Genomic DNA, 4,042 nt, shown 5'->3' on the forward strand with positions numbered 1-4,042 from the left:
AAAGAACTTAATCAACTTGGTATAAGTTAATATATTTTTCGCAAAAAAAAACTCCCGATGGTAATCGAGAGTTTTTGTATTGTTGTGAGTCAACGAGTTTTACTCGTAATAATTACTGCTTATTTGTAGTAATAAGGACCAACCCAGTTATATTTTTTACCGTTGATTTTCAAGCTATGTTTTTCAGAGCTTGAAGCATCTTTGTTCGATAAAATAAATAACTGCTTGTTACCTTTAAGGTCAGTAATACTTACCGCGGTGTATTCATCGTTATCTTTAACAATTTTTAAATCGGCAATATTACTACTTGAATTAAGTGACGCTTCAGAAACAGGGCTATAGCTACCGTGTGGTTCAATAATTGAAACAAACGTAGTATCTTTAGCTTTTCTGCGCACCATAAAACCAGCATCTCTGCGTAAGTTAAATTCAGGATCATTAGCGCCGATGCGTGTTAATAATAATTCGTCAGACTCCTCTGCAACTGAAGTAAGGGTGTAGAACTTACCATTACCTAACCAAGAGAATTTAGTATTGTTGGTTGTTGGTTTACCTTTACCTTCTAGGTATAAATGTTGGTAACCGTTTTTAGCTCCTAATGGCTCTAAGTTAGTCGGAGACTCCCACTTGAAGTTACCGTTAATAACTTGCCCCATGTAATAAAATGGGAAGTCATATTCGTTTTTAGTGTCAGATTGTACTTTCATAATGTCTAGCATAAAGGCTTTTTCAAAGTGTTGATCTTTGATTAATGCCATAGTGCGGTGCATTTTCGTACCTGGATAAGCATTAACTTCAGTAGCACTTACTACTTGCACATTATTTTTAGTTGCATCAAATAAATATAAATCAGAATGCTCTGTGCTTGCTACTTTATAACTTCCACCAAAGTGCATTTCACCGTTTTGTGCAAGGGTGTTATGTGCAATGGTTGTTTTAGCCCAAGTTTTATTTTCTTTTAAGTAGTTACCACCACCTTTTTGACCGATGTTAACAAAACGAGAAAGACCATAGTCTTGCAAGATTTCATCGCCTTTTTCATAAAGAGAGTAAGACAGTTTGTCATAGTGGCCATGGCTTAAGCCTTGAGCCGCATATTTAAATACTAAGGTTAAGTCTTCATTACCGTAACGAAGTACACCAACACCACCTTGCTTACCGTTAATACCATCACTTAGGTTAACAGAGGTTTTAGTAAATGGTTTAGCTTTCCCATCACGAATAGCAATCGCAACATCTAGCCCTGATTGGTCTAATAACACTTGATTTTGTTTTTCAGCAACACTTAATAATTTAGGATCTTGATCGCCATAGTGATAGGCAATATCGACCGCTGTTACTAATGATGCTGTGTAGTAAGACATGCCTTTTTGCCCATCATTTAACGGGAAAAACTCTCCGTCAGCATCAGATAGGTTAAGTAATGCATCAACACCTTTTAGTAATACGTTGTCTTTGTGTTGTAGTACTTTTAAATCAGGTCTTACATTCTCCATTGCTAAAGCAAATATTAAGAAAGGGTACATAGCGTAACGTTGGTAATACGGACCTTCAGTGTAGTAACCGTCAGGCGAGAATGGGTCGTCAAGATTAGCTAAGAAACCTTTCTTTTGATCTTCTACTTTGATAGTACCACCATCGTTGTCGATACCGCCAATTGGCAGACCGTCATCTTCGATACCATATAATGCACGTTGAATAAGCTCTTCATCTTCCATTACCAAGCCAATCATACCTACCGCGGCATTACCCCATGTACTGTGGTTATGTACGCGGTTGTAAAATGCAGGGTTTTCTAAAGAGATAAAATCAGCAAATGGACGGAATAAATTATTCTCTAATTTCTCACGCTGCTCTTCTGTTAAAAAGTTATAAACAGTGTCGTATGCTTGGCTCATGTAAACCAACCAGTTACTGTCGTTAAGTGACTGCCAAAATAGTTTACCACGAGCGTAAGAGCGCTCTTGTGGGTGAAGCGGAAGATCTTTATACATGGCCTCGTATTGCAATAACATATCGCGTACGTATATTGCGTACTTATCGTCTTCTAAAATTTGATAAAGAACACCCGCTTTTTGGGCAATAATAAAGTTTTGTTTATGGCGGTAATGAGTATAACCACCGGAGAAATCTTTTGGTATTGGGGTATCGATACCCGCAGCTATTTCTTTATCAACGGTTTTTTTAACACTTTCAACTGTCGCATCAAATAAAGGTACTTTACCTAAGTTTTTGCGGATTTTTTCGACACCGTCTTTGGTTAAGATCAGGTTGGGGTGTTCCTGAGCTTGCACCACTATAGATATAGCTAAGGTTGCTACAATCAATATTAGCTTAGTGATTTTTTTTACGTACATGTTATCTGTGTTCCTTAATTATCAATTTATAATGGTCATTATCGAGTGTACTTAAAAATAAATGACTCATGTTGATTATATGAAGTGCTACTAAAACAATACTTAGGGTACTGGGGTAATCTATGTTATGTCAAGCCAATTATGTGTAAATACAATCATATTGGTAATGTCTGTTTTTGTTATTGGTAATGTTTATTGGTTAGGTGTTGTTTTTTTTATTAATGATTTTACTTGGCTGTAGCAGTAATCAACCCTGATAGTAATTATGTTATCTTCGATTAGTGTGTAAAAATTGAATAATTACTACAAATTAAGTCGGATTTCATTGACTGTTATTGACAAAGCGCTGATAACACAGTCAATTGTGTGCGTTTTTGAAGGAGTTAATGTAATAAATGATTAAAGAATACACTGCTTTTATAAAGCATAGTTGGCCAATTCTAGTTTTTGGTATGATGACTGTTTTTATGGGGAACTTCGGTCAGTCGTTCTTTGTTAGTTGGTTCGGCAATAGCTTTCAGGAAGGTCTTGGCTTATCTGCGACAAGTTATGGTTCAGCTTATTCTATGGCGACACTGGCTAGTGGTTTGCTGTTGATGTGGATTGGTGGGCGTGTTGATGATGTACCCTTAGAAAAGTTTATTATATTTTGTACTATCGGACTTTGTGCTGCAGCTTTAACCCTTTGGCAAAGCAATAGCTTACCTATGCTTATTATTGGTTTATTTCTGTTACGCTTTTTTGGTCAAGGACTTTTTCCACATACCGCTATAACCACTATGATGAAAACCTTTTCGTTGAATCGTGGCAAAAGTCTTAGTGTTGCTACATCAGGGGTGCCATTAGGTGAAATTATACTGCCTTCCATTGCTGTTTTTTTAATTGTACAACTGGGTTGGCAACAAAGTTGGTTGGTTATCGCTTTATCAGTTCCTTTGCTGTATTTACCATTGGCACTATATCTGATTAAACGAAGTAAAGATGAGAAATATAATGAACATAACTTATCTCAAAGTAATCATATTGATAAATCTGTAAAAGCAGATGGTTCACGAAGAACACTGCTGAGTGATTATCGTTTTTGGTTGGCGTTACCAACCGTACTTTCAGCCCCTTTTATAGTAACTGGCGTGTTTATCCATCAAGGGTTCTTTTTACCGCAAATGGGTTGGACGCCTATCTTATTTGCTAGTTGTTTTGTTTTTTATGGTGTTGCTCATTGGTTTGCATCAGTAAATGCTGGTGCCATGGTGGATAGATTTAGCGGGGTTCAACTATTAAAATTCTATCCTATTCCAATGTTTGTTGCTTTGCTTTTAGCCTCGCAATTAAGTGGTGATTGGATTGCTTATGCTTTACTCATTTTACTTGGTATAACTATTGGCTCAGGCAGCCCAATTATTAATGCATTGTGGGCAGAGGTTTATGGTACTAAGCATATTGGTAAAATTCGTGCACTAACTGCATCGCTTACGGTTATATCTACCTCAATTTCGCCAATACTATTTGGTTATCTTATTGATCATGGTATTAGCGGATCACAACTTTTTTTCTGGCTTGCTATGTATGTGTTAGTAGCAATACTTGCCACACTATTTTCATATTCTTATGCGAGTAACTCTTATGAAAGTAATAATAAGTGAAGCAAGTCTTTAAGTTATTGATAACTTATACCAATCTGATTA

General features: G+C 36.4%; 2 protein-coding genes. One reads left to right on the forward strand and one right to left on the reverse strand.

Annotated features, from left to right (window positions below):
- Positions 1 to 119: 119 nt before the first annotated feature.
- Entirely contained in the window at positions 120 to 2,357 is a 2,238-nt protein-coding gene (locus tag KO502_RS08325) for a heparinase II/III family protein (protein ID WP_216022119.1), read from the reverse strand.
- 395 nt (positions 2,358 to 2,752) lie between these two features.
- Between KO502_RS08325 and KO502_RS08330 the strand changes: the two genes are divergently transcribed.
- Positions 2,753 to 4,000: an MFS transporter gene (locus tag KO502_RS08330; RefSeq protein ID WP_216022120.1), complete on the forward strand. Its 1,248-nt coding sequence runs from the start codon at positions 2,753 to 2,755 to the stop codon at positions 3,998 to 4,000.
- Positions 4,001 to 4,042: the final 42 nt, after the last annotated feature.

This window comes from Colwellia sp. E2M01 (assembly GCF_018860585.1).
Lineage (GTDB): Bacteria > Pseudomonadota > Gammaproteobacteria > Enterobacterales > Alteromonadaceae > Colwellia.

Bases quoted from the DNA above. Each gene is read 5' to 3' on its own strand.
- KO502_RS08325 (WP_216022119.1), bottom strand. From the start codon at position 2,357: ATGTACGTAAAAAAAATCACTAAGCTAATATTGATTGTAGCAACCTTA.
- KO502_RS08330 (WP_216022120.1), top strand. From the start codon at position 2,753: ATGATTAAAGAATACACTGCTTTTATAAAGCATAGTTGGCCAATTCTA.